The following is a 16311-nucleotide window of genomic DNA, read 5'->3' as shown; positions in this document are numbered from 1 at the left end:
TTCGCTCACAAGTAGGAATTTCAAAGAGAGGACGAGCCTCCTCCGTCGTCAAGCAACATACGTTAAAAGGGGGGAGCGTCAAGTCCCGCGCGGCGCAAAAGACGCATTTGGCCCGTTCCTGCGGGCTTTTTCGGGGGATCGGCGTTTTTTTTTGCGCGGCAAAAGTGTCAGACGAGCTCGGCGGCCGAGGCGTCGCGCGCAAAGGCAATGCGTTCCGGCCCCAGGCCGAGAGCCTGCCAGCGCGGCTTGAGCGCTCCGCGATCGCCGTACATGAAGCCCTGACATGACTGCGGCAGCGTAAGCCTTTCCGGCGCGCGGCCGAGGGCGTTCACGGCGTTTTCGGCGGCGCGAAGCAGCGCTTCGGCCTGAATGAGCGCGCCGAGGGCCGGATGCCGCGGGCCGGCGAGCAGCGCGGCGTCGAAGGCGCTCTCCGGCGCCACCGACAGCCGGATGACCGGAACCTGCGCCTGCCAGGCCATGTTCAGCGCCTCGCCCAGGGTGCGCACGGTCTGTTCCACGGTCCACGGCGCAAAGCGGCCTTCGCGGAACCAGCGCGCCAGCGTTGTGCCTTCGGGCACGAGGCAGGGATAGAAGCGGAGGCAGGCGGGCGAAAGGGAAAGCGCCGTGCGCACGTCGTCGAGAAACACGTCGGGCGTGCTGCCCGGCATGCCCGGAAGCAGCTGAATGCCGAGGCTGAGTCCGGCGTCCGTTACGGCCCGGCATCCGGCGAGGGCGGCGCTGCGGTCGTAGCCGCGGCGGGAGAGCGAGAGAGCCTCGCTCTCGAAGCTCTGTATGCCGAGCTCCACGAGATCCACGCCGTGGCGCAGAAGTTCGTCCAGCACGGCGGGCGAAAGGGCGTCGGGTCTGGTGGAGCAGCGGGCGAGACGGATGCGGCCTTCGCATCGCAGAGCGTCGAGAAGTTCAAAGCAGGACGCGCGGTCCGCAGCGGGCAGCGCCGTGAAGGTTCCGCCGTAAAAGGCCAGCTCGCGGCGCTCCTGCGGCCCGCAGGGAGGGAGATCGGCCGCGTTTTTTGCGGCTTCGGCGAGAATGGCGCGCAGGCCTTCCGAGTCCGTGTGACCGGTCTGCTTGTCCTGCGCGCAGTACACGCAGTGCCCGGGACAGCCGAGAAAAGGGAGAAAAACCGGCAGGATGCGGCTGGAGCGGTTCTGACGGGCTCCGGTGAAGAAAAGGATGCGCCCGGACCCGGTGCGGCCCAACGGTTGAGGGAGACGTGACATTTTTTTTCCTCGGCAGAAAAGCTCTTGATGTTCTAATCGATTGCGCTTAGGATGACAAGGTGTCTCCCGTGTTAAAAATACGGGAGAGGCTTTGGAGGTCTGTACTGTTATGTCTGAAGAAAAATGTATTTTCTGCCTTATTGCCAAGGGAGAGATTCCCTGCGCAAAGGTGTACGAGGATGATTGCGTTCTGGCGTTTCTTGATCTGTCGCCTGTGCATCCCGGTCATACGCTGGTGATACCCAAGACGCATTACAAGGATATGCTTGAAGTCTCCTGCGATATCGCGCCTGCGGTGTTTGCGGCGCTGAAGAAGGTCGGCGCGGCCGTGATGAAGGCCACCGGAGCTTCGGGGTTCAATGTCATGCAGAACAACGGATTGTCCGCAGGGCAGACTATGTTCCATATTCACTGGCACATCATCCCCCGTTTCGACGGGGACGGGCTCGGCGTGTGGGAGCAGGGGAAATATCCTGACGCCGCAGCCATGCAGGCCATGGCTGACAACGTGGCCGCGTGCCTGGAAAGTATCCGGAAGGAAATGGCAGGAGGAAAACATGAACAAGGCTCTGACGAAGGCTGACATTGTGGAAGCGGTGTACAATGACAAGAATCTCGGCCGCAACCGTGCGGAAGTGAAGAATATCGTTGAAAATCTGCTTGCCCTCATGAAGCAGGCCATCAAGAAGGATGACGCGCTTCTCATCAGCGGCTTCGGCAAGTTCGAGGCCTACGACAAAAACGCCCGCAAGGGACGCAACCCCCAGACCGATGAATCCATCACGCTGCCTCCGCGCAAAGTGGTGGTGTTCCGTCTTTCCCGCAAGTTCCGCATGGAGCTCAACGGCGGCGAAGAGGCGTAGTCTGAAGGGCGGTGTTCCCTGCAAGAAGGGCCTGCTTCGGCAGGCCTTTTTTCGTATCCGAAGAGCGGGGCGGCAAGAGGGGTCGTCTGTACTCCCCCTGTTTTTTGCGCTATAGCGGTGGCGTGCCCGTGGCTGTTCCGGTTTCCGGGGCACGCAAATCCTGGCCGTTTCGGCCAGCCTGGAGAGAATATCATGTCTGTTCCTGTCCTCGATGCCGCCGGGTGGACGGCAAGACTCATGGAGCTGCCGCGCGAGGGCGCGGCCAACGTCACGGCCTTTTACGAACATCGCATGGGAGCCATCTGCAAGGACGCCCGTCTGCTGCTGGTGCCTCTGGACGATCACATGGTGCATCGCGGCGACGCCATTTTTGAAAGCCTCACGTTTCTGGAAGGGCGCATCGTGCAGCTCGACGCCCATCTTGAACGCATGAAGCACTCCGCCGCGCGTCTGGAGCTTGAGCCTCCGTGCCCGTGGGATGAGGTGCGTTCCATCATGCTGGACGTGGCCCGGGAAGGCGGTGCGCCGTACGGCGGGCTCAAGGTGCTGCTCGGCCGCGGCTGCGGAGGGCTGGGCGTGGATCCGGCCGAATGCCCGCAGTCCAGTCTGTACATCGTGGCCACCAAGGGGCGTCCGCTGCCGGAATCGTTCTGGCAGAAGGGGCTGACGGCGGCAAGAAGCGCCGTTCCGGCCAAGCAGGAATGGCTTGCGCAGATCAAGTCCACCAACTATCTCGCCAACGCGCTCATGGCCAAGGAAGCCCGCGAGAAGGGCGTGGATCTCACCTTTTCCTTCGATGAAGACGGTTTTCTCGCCGAGGCGGCCATTGCCAACGTGGCGCTGGTGGACAGGCAGGGCCGCATGCTCATGCCCGAGTTCCGGCATGCGCTTCCGGGCACGACGTCCATCCGGGCCATGGAGCTCGCCAAGGCGTTCATGCCCGTAGTTATCACTGATATCACAGAAGAAATAGTGGAACAGGCTTCCGAGATTCTGGTACTTGGTACTACATGCGAGTGCGTGGCGGTCACGCACTACAACGGCAAGCCCGTAGGCGACGGCCGTCCCGGTCCCATGGCGGACAGGCTGCGCCATCTGCTGCATGACGCTCTTGTGACCGGAGGCGTGCCGTTCCTCAAATGATTAACAAGTGAGGAACTTATGCGCATCAAGACTCTGTTCACCGGTTTTTGCTGTGGTATCATTCTGGCTCCCGCAATGGCCCTTGCCGCCGATACCGCTCCCGCGCCCAAGGCCAAGCAGACCGTGGCCGACACGCCTTTCGTGATCGTGGCCCCCAGCGAGGAAATCGTGGTCACCTTCCCGCTGTTCGTCGTGGAACGCGGCGTGGTGGAGAGTGTGGACGCCAAGAACGGCACCTTCACCATCAAGGACAAGCAGGGTGAAACTTCCACCATCAAGGTGACGGACAACACGCTGGTTGAAAACGTGTACGCCGACATCTTCACCTGGGAGAGCAAGAAGGGCATCGGCGACCTGAAGAAGGGCGACAAGATCCGCGCCCGCGTGTTCCCCGGCGACGACGGTCAGCCCGCCTCCGCCATTTCTCTGGATGTGTACAAGTTCTAAATTTGTTTGCGGAATGTTCCGCAGAAAGTCTTGAAGGCCGGAGTCGTTCCGCATGGCGGGCGGCCCGGCTTTTTTTATGCCTTTTTCATGCGGCGCGGCGGCGGCAGAAGGCCGGGGCCGGAGGTTCGGAACGGACGGCGCGGCGGAGGCAAAGCGCACCGTGCCCGGGGCGCGGAGCCTCAGAGCATGTTCACGGGGTCGAGGTCCAGCGTGATGCGCAGCTCGTGAGGCAGCGCGCCGACGTCGCGCAGGGCCATGGCGTAGGCCTGACGCACGTGCTGCCAGGTATCGGCCTTCATGAGGCACTGAAAGCGCATGCGGCCCTGAATGCGGGCCAGCGGCGCGGGAGCCGGGCCGAGCACGGTGAGGCCGAGGGAGCGGCCGTGGGCGCGCAGAGCTGCGGCAAAGGCGTTCACGCGGCTTTGTCCTTCCTTCCAGTCCCAGGGGTAGGAAAGGCGGATGAGCGCCAGCTTGACGAAGGGCGGATAGCGGCGCTGCTTGCGCAGGGCTATTTCGTGTTCGTAGAAGCCCTCGTAGTCGCCGGTTTTCACGAACTGCCAGCAGTAGTGGTTGACGTCTCTGGTCTGAATGAGCACGCGCCCGGGCTTTTCGCCGCGTCCGGCGCGTCCTGAGGACTGCACCAGAAGCTGAAACGTGCGTTCGGCCGAGCGGTAGTCGGGCATGTTCAGGCCCATGTCGCCGTCGGCCACCACGGCCAGCGTGACGTTGGGAAAATGATGCCCCTTGGAGAGCATTTGCGTGCCCACCAGCACCTGCGCTTCCTGCCGGGCGAAGGCGGCGAGAATTTCTTCCATGCGTCCGGGGCGGCTCGTGCTGTCGCGGTCGAGCCTGAGCACGCGGCCGCCGGGCGGCAGGGCTCCGGCAAGCTCTTCTCCGGCCAGAGTTTCCTCCAGCTTTTCCGTGCCTTCGCCCATGGGCAGGAAGTTGAGACCGCCGCATTTTTCGCAGGGCGAGGGAAAGGGGCGCGTGTGGCCGCAGTAGTGGCACACGAGCTGCTCGCGCTTCTTGTGATAGGTGAGGGCGATGTCGCAGTTGGGGCACTTGGCCACGGTGCCGCAGTTCAGGCAGTACATGAGCGGCGCGTAGCCTCGGCGGTTGAGCAGCACCACGGCCTGTTCGCCGCGCTGCACGGTTTCCCGCAGCGCCTCCACGGCGCGGTCGGAAAGCAGTTTGGAGGCCGGCTGATTCTTGATGTCCACAAGCTCGATGGCGGGCAGCGTGCCGCCACCCGTGCGATGCGTCAGCCGGGAGACGGGAAAGAGCCCTTCCTTTGCCGCATGAAAGGTCTTGATGTCCGGCGTGGCCGAGCCGAGAATCAGCAGCGCCCGATGCCTGCCCGCCCTCTCCCAGGCCACTTCCTTGGCCTGATAGGGCAGACGGTCTTCCTGCTTGAAGGAACCGTCGTGTTCCTCGTCGAGCACGATGGCTCCCAGCGGCGGCAGAGGCAGAAACAGCGCCGAACGCGTGCCGATGACGAGGCAGGGTTCTTTGCGCACGGCGAGGCGGCGGAAGGTGCGTTCCCGCTGCTGCTGGCTCTGGTAGCCGTGATAGAAGAAAATGGGCGCGCCGGGAAAACGCTGTTCGGCGTCTCTGCGCAGTTTGAGGGCGATGGCCACTTCCGGGGCGAGAAGAAGCGCGGAACGGCCCCTCGTAAGGCAGGCGTGGGCGAGTTCCAGATACACGGCCGTCTTGCCGCTTCCCGTGATGCCGAAAAGAAGGTGAGCGAAGGGCCGCTTTTCTCCGCGGGCGAGGGCGTCCATCTGCTCGCAGTATTCCCTGAGCGCGGCCTGCTGTTCCTCCGTGAGCTGGAAGGGTGGCTCGGGCGGCGGCAGCAGCGCTTCCTCGGGTTCCGGCTCGTCCTCTTCGGGCGTGGCTGGGCGAAGTTCCACCAGCTTGTTCTTCACGAGCGCCGTGAGCGTCTGTGAGCTGTCGGGCAGGGCTTCGCGCAGCTTTCTGCGCGTCACCGTGCCGTTTCTGAGCAGCCAGTCGAGCAGTTCGCGCTGCTTCACGGCGTTGGGCCGCACCGGCCACGGCGGATCGCAGGCCAGCGCGCAGAGCTCTCCGTCGGCGGCGTCTTCGGCCAGCATGAGAATTTCGGCCCGACCGTGCGTGAAGTCCTGCGCCAGAGCGGCGCGTTCGGCGGCGGGCATGGCGGGAATGTCGCGCAGGGCGAAGAGCCTGGGCTTTTGTCCTTTGCCGTTCACGTCCGGCAGGTACTGCCGCACGCGGATGCGCGCGGTGACTCTCAGCCCCTGCGGCAGAAGATTGCCGAGCACGCGGCCGGGCGAGGAATACTGACGCGCGGCGAGCTGTTCCACGGTTTCCATGTAGTCGCGCGGAAGCAGCGGCGCAAGCTCCAGCGGCCACGTCAGGGGGCGCAGCGTGATGTCGCCGCTTTTCTTCATGCTGTGCTGACCGGCGGCGCTTTCCCGGAGGGCGCTCGGATCGTCGTCGGCGAACACGGCCGTGACGACGCCCGCGCGGACGGCTCCGTTGCCGAGCGGCACGGCCACGCGCAGTCCGGCCTGCCAGGGGAAGTCCGGGAACTCCTCAGGCGTCAGATAGCTCAGCGTGGCGTAGGGCGGCGTGCAGAGGGCGACGTGGCAGATCATGAATGCGGTCCTGGGGAAGCCCGGAAGCGGAGGCGCACTCCGCCTCTAGCCCTTGAACACGAAGAAGGCCCCCGCCACGATGAGCGCAAAGCCGACGGCGTGATTCCAGGTGAGGCTTTCGCCGAGATAGAGCGTGGAGAAGATGCCGAAGATGGTCAGGGAAATGACTTCCTGAATGGTCTTGAGCTCGGCGGCGGAAAAATAGCCGTAGCCCACGCGGTTGGCGGGCACCTGAAGGCAGTATTCAAAGAAGGCGATGCCCCAGCTCACGAGAATGGCTCCCACGAAGGTGAGGGAGTGATGGCGCAGATGTCCGTACCAGGCATAGGTCATGAAGATGTTGGAGCCTATGAGAAGCAGCACGGTGATGACGGGAATGGGCAGATGCAGAGTCATGACGGCCTCGTCGTATGCTTCGCTGCGGAAGGAACAAGAAAGGGGAGCGCGCTCCCCTTTCCCAGTGACGATATGAAACGGACCGGAGTCCGACGGACTACAGATCGAATTCCTTGTGCAGAACGTTGACCGCGAGTTCGAGGTCGGCCTCGTCCACCAGGCAGGAAATCTTCACTTCCGAGGTGCTGATCATGATGAGGTTGATGCCGGCCTTGTACAGGGCGTCGAAGGCCCGGCTGGCCGCGCCGCTGTGATTGCGCATGCCCACGCCCACCACGGACACCTTGGCGATGTTGGAGGAGTGTTCGATGCTGCTGCAGGCGGGCTCGGCCTTCTGGAGCACGTCGAGGGTGCGCTTGAGATCCTTGCGGGACACGGTGAAGGCCATGTCGGTGACGCCGTCGCGGCTGGCGGTCTGAATGATCATGTCCACCACGATGCCGGCCTTGCCGAGCGGGCTGAAGATGCTGGCCGCCGAACCGGGTCTGTCGTGTACGTCGCGGAGCGTGACTCTGGCTTGATCCTTATCAAAAGCGATGCCCGAAACGAGCACGGACTCCATCATGATGTCCTCCTTGGTGACCAGCGTGCCCGGATCGTTCGAGAAGGTGGAACGCACCCGGACGGGAACATTATATTTTTCGGCGATTTCTACGGAACGGATTTGCAGAACCTTGGCGCCCATGGAAGCCATTTCCAGCATTTCGTCATAGCTGATGCGGTCCATTTTGTGGGCGTCCTTGCACATGCGCGGATCGGTGGTGTACACGCCGTCCACGTCGGTATAGATGTCGCAGCGGGTCTCGTCGCCGAGAGCGGCGGCCACGGCCACGGCGGAGGTGTCCGAGCCTCCGCGGCCCAGCGTAGTGAGGCGCATGTCGGGCGTGCGGCCCTGGAATCCGGCCATGACCACGACGTCGTAGGTCTGGAAGGCTTCGCGGATGGCGTCGGCATTGATGGTGTCGATGCGGGCGTTGCCGTAGGCGTCGTCGGTGATGACGGGCACCTGAAAACCGAGGAAGGAGCGGGCTTTCACGCCTGCGTCGCGCAGGAGCATGGAAAACAGCGCCACAGATTCCTGTTCGCCGGTGGTGAGCAGAACGTCGAGTTCTGCGGGATCGGGTTCGTCCGACCACTGATAGGCTCTTTCCAGCAGGCTGTTGGTCTGGCCGTAGCGGGCGGAGAGAACCACCACAACCTTGTAGCCTTCCTCAAGCGCGGCAAGCACTTTGGTGCGCACTTTTTTCATGCACTCCAGGTCGGCGACGGAGGATCCTCCGAATTTCTGCACAAGAATACGCATAGGACATCCTGAAAAAAGGGGATATGGAACGCTTATGCCTTGTCGGCAGGCGCAAAGCGCCGTTCGAGCCGGGTCTTCAGATTCCGCAGAAGAGCGTCGGCTGCATCGCCGTGGGCTTTCATCGTTGCCAGCCGGAAAGTCTGGCATGATTCCGCAGTCTTGTCCAGAGCTTTTGCGTCGTTGCCCTGTACCGGGTCAAGATAAATGTCGAGGCGCTCGGCGGCGCGGCGCTCGGGAGCCAGGTATTGCGGCCATTCGAGAATGAGGAAGGGGTCGCCCTCGTCGAGCATTTCTTCCATTTCTTCGGGGAGCGAGGCGTTTTCGGAAAGGCGATAGAGGTCGGCGTGGAGCACTTCCGGCCTTGTGGGGTACACGTTGCACAGGGTGAAGCTGGGGCTGGCCACTTCGGCCTGATCGCCGCCGGGCAGCGCCGCCGTGAAGCCGCGGGTGAAGGTGGTCTTGCCGCCGCCGAGATCGGCGAACAGGTAGATCGTGCGCAGGGGCGAGTCGAGCATGGCCTGCGCGAGCATGGCGCCGAATTCCATGGTGTCTTCGGGGGATGTCAGAAGGATGGGCATGAGTCTTCTCTGCTGGGTTCGCCTGCCGCGCCGAGCACTCGGGGCAGGATGTTGGCAATGTCGTGCGGGCCGTTGCCGCGCAGGGGAAATTCTCCGGCGAGGCGAAGCCCGGCGAGGGCGTGCAGCCACACGCCGAGCGTGGCGGCAAGCGGAGCCGCATGGCCTCGGGCGAGCAGCGCGCCGATGACGCCCGCAAGCACGTCGCCGGAACCGGCCACGGCCAGCTGCGGCACCTGCCACGGCGAGATGACGGAAGGCTCGTCCGGCGCGCTGATGAGCGTGCCTTCGCCCTTCAGCACCCACACGGCGGGCGCGAGCGCGGCAAGGCTGCGAAGAGCTCCGAAGCGGTCGGCCTGCACGTCGCGGACGCCGACGCCGAGAAGCGTGGCGGCTTCGCCAGGATGCGGAGTGAGCACGTCGCAGGGGCGCAGCAGGGAAAGGAGTTTCGGCCGCTGCGCCAGGGCAAAGAGCGCGTCGGCGTCGATCACCATGGGCGGGCGATGGGGAAGCTGAAGCAGCGCTTCGGTCATGTCCGCGGCTCCGCTGCTGCGTCCGAGGCCCGGGCCGAACACCAGAGCTCCGAAGGTGGGCAGGGTTTCGGCCAGCGTCTGCGCGTCTTCGGCGCACCAGGCGTTGTCCGGAGCCTTGCCGGAGAGCGCGTGCAGCGTCAGGGCGGGCATGGAAATGCGCGCGGCGTTGAGCACGGGTTCGGGAGCGGCCAGCATGACGAGGCCCGCGCCGGAGCGCAGGGCGGCCCAGGCGGAAAGGCACGGCGCGCCGGTGTAGGACGGGCAGCCTCCGGCCACAAGCACTCTTCCGGCCGCGCCCTTGTGGGCCGGGCCGCGGCCTTCCGGCACAGAGGGCGCGTCGAAGATCTCCTCAAGCCGGGGCGAAAGACCGTGTTCCACGGTGTAGGGCGCGCCCCTGTCGAGGCGGCGCGTGCACAGCCAGGTGCGGAAGGACGGGGGATCGGCTTCCTGCACGGCGCGCGGCATGCCTATGGGGCGCACGATGAGAGAGCCGGTGTAATCCTGCGCTTCGGGCAGCAGCAGACCGGGCTTGGCCGCCTGAAACGTGACCGTGACGTGGGCGCGCACGGCCGTGGGCGAAGGACGGCCGCTGCGGGCGGAAAGCCCGGAAGGCACGTCCACGGCAAGCACGAAGGGCGCGGAAAGGGCGTTCAGCTTTTCCACAAAGGATGTTTCCCGTTCGCGCAGCTTACCGTGAAACCCGGTGCCGAGCAGCGCGTCCACCACGATGTCGGGCGCTGCGGGCGCGCGGGTGTCGCCCTTCACCCAGTCGTCGGCAGGCACGACGGGCACGCCGAGGCTCATGGCCACGCGCAGCCAGTGCAGCGCCGCGCCGTGATAGGCGTCGGGCTCCTTGGCGCACACGAGCACGGGCGCGGCTCCGGCGTCCAGAAGATGACGGGCCATGCAGAAGGCGTCGCCGCCGTTGTTGCCGCCGCCCGCAAGCAGAAGCACGGAGGCTCCGGCCGGAGACAGACGCCGTTTTCCGGCCTCTTCGCGCAGGCAGTCCATGGCGGCGCGCGCGGCGCTTTCCATGAGGGTTTCTTCGGAAATGCCGGAAGAAGCGGCCGCGGCGTCCCAGCGGCTCATTTCCTCCGGAGTGGGAACGGGAACGAACATTGCTTTTCCTCCAGTCTGCGGCCGGACGGGCCGCCGCGTTCCGAAAAATTCTCCGCAGGGCGAAGGTAAGGCCTCGGCGGAGAAGTGCCTGTCAGGGCAAAAATTTTTCGGTCAGGATTCGAGAATGACCACGGCTCCTGCCATGTCGCGTTCGTGGGAAATGGACACGTGGGTTTTCTGCACGTTCATGGCGTGGGCTTTTGCGGCCGCCTCGCCGTGCAGAAAAAGTTCCGGCCTGCCCGAGGCGAGGGAGAGAATTTCCACGTCGTGCATGCCCACGCCCTGCGCAAAGCCGGTGCCGAGCGCCTTGACCGCGGCTTCCTTGGCGGCGAAGCGTCCGGCCACGTAGGCCGTGCGGGCGGAGAGCACGGCGGGCATGCCTTCGCGCTCCTTTTCCGTGAGCACGCGGCAGAGAAAGCGCTCGCCGTAGCGCTCCAGCAGCGTTCTGATGCGCGGCAGCGCCGCAAGATCGAATCCTGTGCCTTGTATCATGAGAGATGGTTCCGGGGGCCGCGCGGCTGCGGAAGGGGTGAGAAATGCAGGTTGCGCCCTGCGGCGTAACATGGGAAGGCGCGAAAGACGCGCGACGGGTCTTTGCCGCGACGCGCTCTCCCGGCAACGGAAAATCGCGCTTCGCCGGCGTCTGCCGCAAAGGGGGAGCCGCGCGGCTTAGGGGAAAGCGCGTCTTCGGCATGGCCGGTCCGGCGAACCGGACCGGCCGGAAGATCAGGCCAGAATGTCGGAGCTGATGGAGGCGATGTCGGCGCAGCCGGTGAGGGCCATGGCCGAGGTGAGCTGCCCCTTGATGTCCGCCACGTAGGCGGCCACGCCGTCGGTCTGACCGCCCACGGCCGCCACGGAGAACGGACGGCCGATGAGCACGGCTCTGGCGCCGAGGGCCAGCATTTTGAGCACGTCGGTGCCGGAACGCACGCCGCCGTCGGCCAGAACGGGAATTCTGTCGCCTACGGCTGCGGCAATGCCGGGAAGAACGGAGGCGCTGCCGGGCGTGCCGTCGAGCACGCGGCCGCCGTGGTTGGAAACCACCAGGGCGTCCACGCCGGCGTCGATGGCCACGCGCGCGTCGGCCACGGTCATCACGCCCTTAATCATGAACTTCGCGCCGCGTTCGTGAACGAAGCGGGCGATTTCCGCGAGCTCTTCCGCGCTCTTGGGAGACACGGGGCGGCCCTGCAGGCGCAGGGTCACAAGACCTGCGGCGTCCACGTCCATGCCCACCACCGGGCAGCCCGTGGCCGTGGCCGATTCCAGTCGGTTCCAGAGGAAGTCGCCTTCCCAGGGCTTGATGAAGGGAATGCCCCAGCCTTCCGCCTTGCGGATGGCCGCAAAGGCGCAGTCGGGAATGAGGGAACCCACGCCGTCGCCGCCGCAGCCGATGATGCCCGCCTGCTTGGAGCCGCAGATGATGGCTTCGGCATAGGCGGCTTCGTCCACGGGGTTCTGAGAGGCGTCGCCCATGTTGAAGGCCACGCCGCCGATGGGAGCGGCAAGAAGAGGCAGAGCGAGCTTGAGGCCGAGAATTTCGGTGGAGGTGTCGGGCTGGGCCGCGGTGTGGAGGCAGCGCATGGCGAGTTTCACGTTCGCGAGCGCTTCCACGTTGGCGCGGAAGGACGAACCGGTGCCGAGACCGCCCATGCCGGGCACTTCGCCGGCGCAGACCCGGCCGTCGCACTGGGGGCAGACGCGGCAATGGCCCTTCATGCGTTCGCGGGCCAGCTGTTTGATGGATGCGTCCATGGTCATTCTCCTGTTCGGTAAAAGGACATTTCCGGCGAGCCGGGAAGGAGCGTCGGAAAACTGAGGGGCGGTCGTGTCCGCCCGAAATTCGCGCGCGGAACCTCAATCGCGGGCGTTGCCGGGCCGAAAGAACGGTTCGCGGCCGAGGCCGGAACGGCTTTAGGCAAAGCCGGGAGAGCGCCGCGCAGGCGGGCGCGCGAAATATGGTCAGGCCTGATGCCTGGCTTCCAGCTCGGCGGCGGCCTTGCTTATGGAAACCTTGTAGCCTTCGCGTTCGGCGCGGATGAGACCGGCCACGCGCTCGTCGTGCAGCGCAATGATTTCAGCGGCGAGCCAGGCGGCGTTCTTGGCGCCGTTCAGGGCCACGGTGGCCACGGGGAAGCCGGAGGGCATCTGCACCGTGGCGTAGAGGGCGTCGAGGCCGCCGATGGGCGAACCGGCCACCGGAATGCCGATGACGGGCTTGATGGTGCGGGCGGCCACGGCTCCGGCCAGATGGGCGGCCATGCCCGCAGCGCAGATATAGACCTGGCAGCCGTCGGCTTCGAGTTCGTTCATGAGCTCGACGGTGCGTTCGGGGGTGCGATGAGCCGAGGTGATGGTGTAGCGGTAGGAAATGCCGAGTTTCTTCAGCACGTCGGCGCAGGCCCCGACGACGGGATCGTCGGAAGCGGAGCCGATGAATATGGCGACTTGAGTCATGGGAAAATCCTTGAGCGTTTGTCGGGGAAGCGGACGCCCCGGACTTGCCGGGACGCCCGCGGAAAAAACAAAGATCAGGCGAGGCCGAGGCGCTTCAGGCCCTTCAGGCCGATGTCGCTGCGGAACTGGCTGTGCTCCATGGACAGACGGTCGAGGCCTTCGTAGGCGCGCTTCTGCGCGTCCTTGAGGTCCTTGCCGAGCGCGGTCACGCAGAGCACGCGGCCGCCGTTTGAGAGCACGCGGTCGCCTTCGCGGCGGGTGCCCGCCTGAAAGACCTGCACGTCGTCCAGTTCTTCGGCGCTTTCAATGCCGGAAATGGGCATGCCCTTGGGGTAGGAGCCGGGATAGCCCGCCGCGGTGAGCACTACGCCGAGGGCCGAACGAGGCTCGATGTCGAGCGTGATCTCGTTGAGGCGTCCTTCCAGACAGGCCTTGATGACGTCCACAAGATTGTTCTTGAGGCGCATGAGCAGCGGCTGACATTCGGGATCGCCGAAGCGCACGTTGTATTCCAGCACCTTGGGGCCGGTTTCGGTCATCATGAGGCCGGCGTACAGAATGCCGGTGAAGGGCGTGCCGCGACGCGCCATTTCGGCGAGAATGGGGCGCGCCACGATGTCGGCCATGGCGTCGAGCTTTTCGTCGGGCAGCACGGGGGCAGGGCTGTACGCGCCCATGCCGCCGGTGTTGGGGCCCTTGTCGCCGTCGAACACGGCCTTGTGATCCTGCGCGGAAGGCAGCGGCAGGGCGGTCTTGCCGTCGCAGAAGCACAGCAGCGACACTTCCTCGCCCTTGAGGAATTCTTCGATGAGCACCGTGCTGGAGGCGTCGCCGAAGGCGTGGTCGTCGAACATGAGGTCGAGCGCTGCCTTCACTTCCTCGTCGGTCATGGCCACCACAACGCCCTTGCCCGCGGCCAGGCCGTCGGCCTTGACCACGAGCGGCGCGCCGTGGGCGGCCACAAAGGCGTCGGCGTCGGCGCGGTTCGTGAACACGCCCGCCGCAGCGGTGGGCACGCCCGCCGCCTGCATGACTTCCTTGGCAAAGGCCTTGCTGCCTTCCAGCCTTGCGCAGGCGGCCACGGGGCCGAAGCAGGGAATGCCCGCTTCCTTCATGGCGTCCACCACGCCGAGCGTGAGCGGCAGTTCCGGACCGGGCACCACGAGATCCACGCCGTGCTCTTTGGCAAAGGCCACCAGAGCGGGAACGTCGCTGTCCTTGATGGCGACGTTGGTGGCGATTCCCGCCGTGCCGCCGTTGCCGGGAGCCACAAAGAGTTCGGTCACGTCGGGGCTCTGACGGAGCTTCCAGGCCAGGGCGTGTTCGCGTCCGCCGGATCCGATGATGAGTATGCGCATGGGTATTCCTCCCTTATTTCATGAACAGCATTTCCTGATAGCTGGGCAGAGGCCAGAGATCGTCGGCCACCAGCGTTTCGATTCTGTCGGCCCAGCGGCGCAGCTCTTCCATGGCGGGCAGCACGGAGTGGAGGCAGGTCTGCGCGACGGACAGCAGCTGACTCTCTTCGGGAGTCCAGTTGAGGTTTGCCGCGTTGGCTTCCAGCGTGCGGAGCGAGGCTTCAAAGCCGGCGATGACTTCGGAGAGCTCCTTGAGCGAATCCAGAGACGCGGGCACGCCGAGCGCGGCGCAGGAGGATGCCGACGAGGAGAGCTCCTGACGGTAGCGGACGGCCGCGGGATAAATCTGGGTGCGGGCCATGCGCACGGCGAGGCTGCACTCGGTGTGAATGCTCTTGATGTACTGCTCAAGCAGAATGTCTTCGCGGGCCTTGAGTTCCTGGCGGGAGAAGACCTGATAGCGCTCGCAGAGCTCCACCACTTCGGGCGAGGAGAACACGGGCACGGCGTCGGGCGTGGCCGGATAGTTCGGCAGACCGCGGCGTTCGGCCTCGCGCTGCCAGATTTCGGAATAGCCGTTGCCGTTGAAGATGACGGCGCTGTTTTCCTCCATCACGTTTTCGATGAGCTTCTGCACGGCTTCGCCCAGGCTGAGACGTTCGTCGTGCATGGCGTTTTCGAGGAAGGTGGCGGCGTAGTCCAGCGATTCGGCCATCATGGTGTTGAGCACCACGAGAGAGTCGGCCGCGGACATGGAGGAGCCCAGGGCGCGGAACTCGAAGCGGTTGCCCACGAAGGCGAAGGGGCTGGTGCGGTTGCGGTCGCCGGGATCGGCGGGCAGGGGGGGCAGGGTGTCCACGCCCACGTTCATGATGCGCTTGTGCGCGGAGCCGGTCACCTGACCCACGCGGAACTGTTCCAGCACGTCGGTGAGCTGATCGCCGAGGAACAGGGACATGATGGCGGGCGGCGCTTCGTTGGCGCCGAGGCGGCGGTCGTTGGAAGCGGAAGCCACCACGGCGCGCAGGAATCCGCCGTGGCGGTGCAGGGCGCGGATGACGGCGCACAGGAACACCAGGAACTGGGCGTTTTCATGCGGATTGTCGCCGGGAGCGAAGAGATTGCCCACCTCGGGGCTGCCGATGGAGTAGTTGAGATGCTTGCCCGAGCCGTTGATGCAGTCGAAGGGCTTTTCGTGCAGCAGGCAGGACATGCCGTGACGGCGGGCGGTCTTGCGCAGCACCGTCATGATGAGCTGGTTATGATCGCAGGCGAGGTTGCCGGATTCAAAGGTGGGAGCGATTTCGTACTGGCTGGGCGCGACTTCGTTGTGACGGGTCTTCACCGGAATGCCGAGGCGGTAGAGCTGGCGTTCCACGTCGGCCATGAAGCCGAGCACGCGGCTCGGAATGACGCCGTAGTACTGATCCTCGAATTCCTGGCCCTTGGGCGGACGCGCGCCGTAGAGGGCGCGACCGGCGATGAGCAGATCGGGGCGCGCGGAAACGAAGGTGCCGTCGATGAGGAAGTATTCCTGTTCAAGGCCGCCGTTGGAGGTGATGGGCATGGTGGGGTTCACGCCGAACAGGCGCAGCACGCGGGCGGCCTGCTGGCTGAGGGCCTGACCGGAACGCAGCACCGGGGTCTTCTTGTCGAGGGCGATGCCCGTCCAGGAAAGGAAGACCGTGGGAATGCACAGCACCATGCCGGCGGGGCTTTCCATGAGATAGGCGGGGCTGGTCACGTCCCAGGCGGTGTAGCCGCGGGCCTCGAAGGTGGAACGGAGGCCGCCGGAGGGGAAGCTCGAGCCGTCGGCCTCGCCCTGCACGAGGGCGCTGCCGCTGAACTGGGCCAGGGCGCCGCCCTTGCCGTCGGGTTCGAGGAAGCTGTCGTGCTTTTCGGCGGTGAGGCCGGTGAGCGGATAGAACACGTGGGTGTAGTGATCCGCGCCGCGTTCCATGGCCCAGGACTTCATGGCGTTGGCCACCACGTCGGCCACGTTGGGATCGAGACGACGACCGAGGTCGATGGTGGTGCGCAGCGACTTGTACACGGCCTTGGGCAGATAGCGCCGCATGGCCTTGTCGTCGAAGACGTTGCACCCGTAGTATTCGGTGGGATCGGTATGGGCTTCGGCCGAGGCGGGATGTCCCCCCGCGATGTATTCCGCGTCATGACGCCGCGTGGCGACGGAAAGTACGGCATGACTGCGGCTGGCGTTGGCAGAACTCATGCGAACTCCT

General features: G+C 65.1%; 15 protein-coding genes. 4 read left to right on the top strand and 11 right to left on the bottom strand.

The window, feature by feature from the left end:
- Window positions 1–167 precede the first annotated feature (167 nt).
- Entirely contained in the window at window positions 168–1238 is a 1071-nt protein-coding gene (locus Q0K02_RS01705) for a radical SAM protein (RefSeq protein WP_294484367.1), read from the bottom strand.
- A 109-nt stretch (window positions 1239–1347) separates the two neighbouring features.
- Between Q0K02_RS01705 and Q0K02_RS01700 the strand changes: the two genes are divergently transcribed.
- The 4 genes from Q0K02_RS01700 (at window position 1348) to Q0K02_RS01685 (ending at window position 3691) form a co-directional block, all read left to right on the top strand.
- Complete coding sequence (locus tag Q0K02_RS01700; protein WP_294484364.1) at window positions 1348–1821, top strand: HIT family protein; 474 nt, start codon at window positions 1348–1350, stop codon at window positions 1819–1821.
- Window positions 1796–2101, top strand: a complete 306-nt coding sequence (locus tag Q0K02_RS01695) for an integration host factor subunit alpha (RefSeq protein ID WP_294484361.1) — start codon at window positions 1796–1798, stop codon at window positions 2099–2101. The genes Q0K02_RS01700 and Q0K02_RS01695 overlap by 26 nt, the downstream gene beginning before the upstream one ends.
- A 192-nt stretch (window positions 2102–2293) precedes the next feature.
- Window positions 2294–3244: an aminotransferase class IV gene (locus Q0K02_RS01690; RefSeq protein ID WP_294484352.1), complete on the top strand. Its 951-nt coding sequence runs from the start codon at window positions 2294–2296 to the stop codon at window positions 3242–3244.
- An 18-nt stretch (window positions 3245–3262) separates the two neighbouring features.
- Window positions 3263–3691 (top strand): hypothetical protein, encoded by a 429-nt coding sequence (locus Q0K02_RS01685; protein WP_294484349.1) that lies wholly within the window; start codon window positions 3263–3265, stop codon window positions 3689–3691.
- Between the two features lie 179 nt (window positions 3692–3870).
- Here Q0K02_RS01685 and priA read toward each other — a convergent pair whose 3' ends face one another.
- The 10 genes from priA to Q0K02_RS01635 all read right to left on the bottom strand — a co-directional run bounded on the left by priA (window position 3871) and on the right by Q0K02_RS01635 (window position 16301).
- Window positions 3871–6324, bottom strand: a complete 2454-nt coding sequence (gene priA / locus Q0K02_RS01680) for a primosomal protein N' (RefSeq protein ID WP_294484346.1) — start codon at window positions 6322–6324, stop codon at window positions 3871–3873.
- Between the two features lie 45 nt (window positions 6325–6369).
- Window positions 6370–6720 (bottom strand): DMT family protein, encoded by a 351-nt coding sequence (locus Q0K02_RS01675; protein ID WP_294484344.1) that lies wholly within the window; start codon window positions 6718–6720, stop codon window positions 6370–6372.
- A gap of 97 nt (window positions 6721–6817) precedes the next feature.
- A complete protein-coding gene (locus Q0K02_RS01670) occupies window positions 6818–8023 on the bottom strand; it encodes an aspartate kinase (protein ID WP_294484342.1) in 1206 nt (401 codons plus the stop codon).
- A 32-nt stretch (window positions 8024–8055) separates the two neighbouring features.
- On the bottom strand, window positions 8056–8601 hold the full coding sequence (gene tsaE, locus Q0K02_RS01665; protein ID WP_294484339.1) for a tRNA (adenosine(37)-N6)-threonylcarbamoyltransferase complex ATPase subunit type 1 TsaE: 546 nt from the start codon (window positions 8599–8601) through the stop codon (window positions 8056–8058).
- Window positions 8586–10250, bottom strand: coding sequence for an NAD(P)H-hydrate dehydratase (locus tag Q0K02_RS01660; RefSeq protein WP_294484336.1), 1665 nt, complete (start codon window positions 10248–10250; stop codon window positions 8586–8588). The genes tsaE and Q0K02_RS01660 overlap by 16 nt, the downstream gene beginning before the upstream one ends.
- 111 nt (window positions 10251–10361) lie before the next feature.
- Window positions 10362–10742 (bottom strand): holo-ACP synthase, encoded by a 381-nt coding sequence (gene acpS, locus Q0K02_RS01655; protein WP_294484333.1) that lies wholly within the window; start codon window positions 10740–10742, stop codon window positions 10362–10364.
- Window positions 10743–10976: 234 nt separating this feature from the next.
- Window positions 10977–12008 carry an alpha-hydroxy-acid oxidizing protein gene (locus tag Q0K02_RS01650; RefSeq protein WP_294484332.1) on the bottom strand — a complete coding sequence of 344 codons (1032 nt, stop codon included), beginning with the start codon at window positions 12006–12008 and terminating at the stop codon, window positions 10977–10979.
- A 207-nt stretch (window positions 12009–12215) separates the two neighbouring features.
- A complete protein-coding gene (gene purE, locus Q0K02_RS01645) occupies window positions 12216–12710 on the bottom strand; it encodes a 5-(carboxyamino)imidazole ribonucleotide mutase (RefSeq protein ID WP_294484330.1) in 495 nt (164 codons plus the stop codon).
- A 74-nt stretch (window positions 12711–12784) separates the two neighbouring features.
- On the bottom strand, window positions 12785–14068 hold the full coding sequence (purD, locus tag Q0K02_RS01640; protein WP_294484328.1) for a phosphoribosylamine--glycine ligase: 1284 nt from the start codon (window positions 14066–14068) through the stop codon (window positions 12785–12787).
- Between the two features lie 13 nt (window positions 14069–14081).
- Complete coding sequence (locus Q0K02_RS01635; RefSeq protein ID WP_294484326.1) at window positions 14082–16301, bottom strand: glutamine synthetase III; 2220 nt, start codon at window positions 16299–16301, stop codon at window positions 14082–14084.
- Window positions 16302–16311 lie beyond the last annotated feature (10 nt).

Origin of the sequence: uncultured Mailhella sp., from assembly GCF_944324995.1 — a bacterium.
In the GTDB taxonomy this organism is placed as follows: Bacteria; Desulfobacterota; Desulfovibrionia; order Desulfovibrionales; family Desulfovibrionaceae; genus Mailhella.
Note: the sequence above shows the minus strand (reverse complement) of the source record. Positions and strands in the feature narration are given on the sequence as shown.